Annotated in this window: 1 protein-coding gene, 2 pseudogenes and 1 riboswitch; of the genes and pseudogenes, 1 reads left to right on the top strand and 2 read right to left on the bottom strand. The window is 55.6% G+C overall.

The annotated features are described in order from the left end of the window. Together LAT62_RS16310 and fbp are read right to left on the bottom strand one after the other, a co-directional pair. Positions 1–270, bottom strand: a pseudogene (locus tag LAT62_RS16310) (fructose-bisphosphatase class I); the annotation flags it as partial. 11 nt (positions 271–281) lie between these two features. Continuing rightward, entirely contained in the window at positions 282–1,301 is a 1,020-nt protein-coding gene (fbp, locus tag LAT62_RS16305) for a class 1 fructose-bisphosphatase (RefSeq protein ID WP_293386295.1), read from the bottom strand. A 428-nt stretch (positions 1,302–1,729) separates the two neighbouring features. Beyond that, positions 1,730–1,847, top strand: a riboswitch (TPP riboswitch). 167 nt (positions 1,848–2,014) lie between these two features. On the opposite strand from fbp, the pseudogene LAT62_RS16300 reads away from it, so the two are divergent. Beyond that, positions 2,015–2,744, top strand: a pseudogene (locus LAT62_RS16300) (phosphomethylpyrimidine synthase ThiC); the annotation flags it as partial.

The following is a 2,744-nucleotide window of genomic DNA, read 5'->3' as shown; positions in this document are numbered from 1 at the left end:
CCCGGCAACCTGACCCCGCGCCCGCAATGCCGCCTTCATCTTGTCGTTGGCGAACTCGTCCAGCGGCTGCCGTTGGCTGTTGTCCGGATCTTCCAGCCCGGCAGAACCAATGACATCGACCAGACCAGCCTTGTTGGTCTCACGATTCAGCACCTTGGCGGTCAGGCGCAAAGCACCGAATAACTGACTGAGCTCGCGCGCTTTCTGTGGATCACTCTTTTGCTGGTGCACCAGAAACTCGCCCAGAGTCACCAGACTGTTAGTGCTCATGCCTGGGCCGCTCACTCAGCGCCTCCGGGAAATTCCTGCAGGAAGGACTCCACCTTTTCCACCATATTGTGAGAACCGATGTAATACGGCACGCGCTGATGCAGCTCAGTCGGTTCAATATCCAGAATGCGCTGATGTCCGTCCGTGGCCTTGCCGCCGGCCTGCTCAGCCATCCAGGCCAGCGGATTGCACTCGTAGAGCAGGCGCAACTTACCGTTCGGTGCATTGGCGTAGGACGGGTACATGTAGAGCCCGCCCTTCAGCAGATTGCGATGGAAATCTGCCACCAGCGAGCCGATGTAGCGCGAGGTATAGGGACGGTTCTCTTCCGGCACGATCTCCTGGCAGTACTTCAGGTAACGCTTAACGCCCTGCGGGAACTTCAGGTAATTCCCCTCATTGACCGAGTAGATCTGCCCCTGATCGGGTATTCGAATGTTTTCATGGGACAGATAGAACACGCCAATGGATGGGTCGTAGGTGAACCCGTGCACACCGCTGCCTGTGGTATAGACCAGCATGGTCGACGAACCGAAGATGACATAACCCGCCGCAACCTGCTGATTTCCGGGCTGCAGAAAATCCTCCAGCACCACCGGACTGTTCAAGGGTGATTTGCGTCGATACACCGAGAAGATGGTGCCGATGGAAACGTTGACATCGATATTGGAGGAGCCGTCCAGCGGGTCGGTCAGCACGACATATTTGCCGCTTTGCGAATAGGGGTCCTCAAAGGCAACAAAGCTGTCCTCTTCCTCGGAGGCCATACCGGCGACATGTCCCCGCGCCATCAGCGCCGCTTTGACCTTGTCATTGGCAAACACATCCAGCTTCTGCTGTTGCTCACCCTGCACGTTTTCAATGCCCGAGGATCCAATCACATCGACCAGACCGGCCTTGTTGATCTCCCGGTTGAGGACCTTGGCGGCGAGCTTGATAGCGGCAAAAATCTGATTCAGCTCACCGGTCGACTCAGGGTGCTCGGCTTGCTTGGAGATGATGAACTCATCCAGGGTTATGAGTTGACTCATGACATCAGTGTCCTGAAGGCAGTGGCGCCCTGCCTTTCACCAGCATGGTCGCCTTGATGGGTTGATAGCAGTCTTTGGTTCTGAGGCAGTCAGCCGTCGAACGACATTTGCCACAGATTGCGTTATTTGGACACTCTTCTGGCACCACCGAATACAGCTTGGCAAGAAAATCCGGTGTCAGTGATGCCGTCGGTATCTTCATCATTATCAGACTTCAACTTTACACCGAAATAGTGCTTGGGCCCACCCCGCAAGCATGAATAAAAAGCCGCGAAAACAGGTTTTTTGTTCAAGATCACCGTGGAACTGGTACCGAAAATGTCTTAATCGATTAAGTTGCACCCTCTGAATACAGCCCCGTCATACTTGACTTCAAGCAGCGCAATTCAGCACTTGCCGAAACCATCTCCAGAGGTATAGGATAAAAACACATCTTGTCGGAGCGCCTGCTTTTTCATCACGAAAAACAGGCTGAGATCGCATTTTGCGGGATCCGTGGAACCTGAACGAGTTAATGCTCGCGGAGGGAACAGGAACATCAAACCTGCCACACCACCACGCTCAGCGCGGTCACTCCGTCTTTCCTTTCACTCACTGGGATAAAGACTGGAATGACGCAAGCAGACCCATCCATCAAACCTGAACACGCACAACCTGCCACTCAACAGCGCACGGCGGAGCGAGTCGCCCGGCTCAGTGCCGACGTAACCGGACCATTTCCGGCTTCAAGGAAAATTCACCTGCCTGGCTCCAGACCGGATATACAGGTCGCCATGCGTGAAATAACACTCAGCCCGACCCGAATCGGCGACCAGGCAGAGTGGGAAGACAATGCGCCACTGCCTGTATACGACACCTCCGGCCCATACTCCGATCCCGACGCCACCATCAACGTGCGGGCTGGACTTCCCAAGCTGCGACAGCCTTGGCTGGAGGTACGAAATGACACCGAGTGCACTGATGTCATCGCCAGCACCAACAGAACTGCCTTCTCCGAGCACCATTTTGATGGCGAACACCTGCCACGCAAGGCCAAGCATGGTCACAATGTCACCCAGTTGCACTATGCGCGCAAAGGTATCATTACCCCGGAGATGGAATACATTGCCCTGCGAGAAAACCAGGGTCGTGAACGTATTCGCGACGCCAGCCTGCACCAGCAGCACCCGGGGCAGGCCTGGGGAGCCAACCTCCCCGAGGCAATCACGCCCGAATTCGTGCGTCAGGAGGTGGCGGCTGGCCGGGCCGTGATACCGGCCAATATCAATCATCCTGAAAGCGAGCCCATGATCATAGGGCGAAATTTTCTGGTCAAGGTCAATGCCAATATCGGCAATTCCGCAGTCACGTCCAGCATCGAAGAAGAAGTCGAGAAAATGATCTGGGCCACGCGCTGGGGTGCGGATACGGTCATGGACCTGTCGACCGGACAGAACATTCACG

The organism is Natronospirillum sp., assembly GCF_022565775.1.
Taxonomy (GTDB): Bacteria; Pseudomonadota; Gammaproteobacteria; order Pseudomonadales; family Natronospirillaceae; genus Natronospirillum.
Note: the sequence above shows the minus strand (reverse complement) of the source record. Positions and strands in the feature narration are given on the sequence as shown.